Here is a 764-nt window from a genome sequence, read left to right as displayed (position 1 = left end):
TGGCTTGGCGGAGTTGGTTCGCATCGGTTGGTACCGAGAGGTGAAGGTAAAGAGTGCCGAGAGCCAGCAGGCTCGCTCCCTGCTCGTAACGCGCTCGCGCCTGGTCGAAATAAGACGGGCGATAGAAAACCAGATCCGAGCGATGGTGAAGGAATATGGACTGCTCTTCGAACGCGCCATTGGATCGATGTTCCGGCGTAAGGTGGCGGAATTAGTCGACGCCGAGCACGCTCTCCAGGATGTCATCGCACCGCTGCTTTCCATTYATGAACAAGTTTGCGGCGAACAGGAGAAGCTCGAYAAGCGGATCGCCRCTCTTGCACGCGCCGATGAAASAACYCGTCGACTGATGACCGTGCCGGGCATCGGCGTCGTCACAGCGCTGACGTTCCGCCACACCATCGACGATCCGAGTCGGTTCAGATCGGCCGCGACGGTTGGCGCAYATCTCGGTYTAACACCCAGGCGAAAACAATCCGGGGAGAGCGACACGAACGGCAAGACATCGAAATGGGGCGATCGACTATTAAGRACCTATCTGTTCGAGGCCGCATCGGTCCTGCTACACCGGACGAAGAAATGGTGCTCGTTGAAGGCGTGGGGGCTGCGGCTTGCGAAGCGCATCGGGATGAAAAAGGCAAAGGTCGCCGTTGCCCGAAAGCTTGCTGTCATCCTTCACTGCATCTGGGTCGATGGCACCACCTTTGAATGGAGCGCCGGGAAAGTCGCCTAAGCTAACCCCCAGTTTGCTGGCCCTAGACGGG

1 protein-coding gene is annotated in these 764 nt (G+C 58.5%); it reads left to right on the top strand.

Annotated elements, in window-relative coordinates:
* On the top strand, positions 1–733 hold a 733-nt coding region (locus AB4048_RS28890), incomplete at its 5' end, for an IS110 family transposase (RefSeq protein ID WP_442205361.1).
* Positions 734–764 lie beyond the last annotated feature (31 nt).

The organism is Rhizobium sp. RAF56, from assembly GCF_052113965.1.
In the GTDB taxonomy this organism is placed as follows: domain Bacteria; phylum Pseudomonadota; class Alphaproteobacteria; order Rhizobiales; family Rhizobiaceae; genus Rhizobium.
This window is presented reverse-complemented; position numbering and strand designations above follow the sequence as displayed.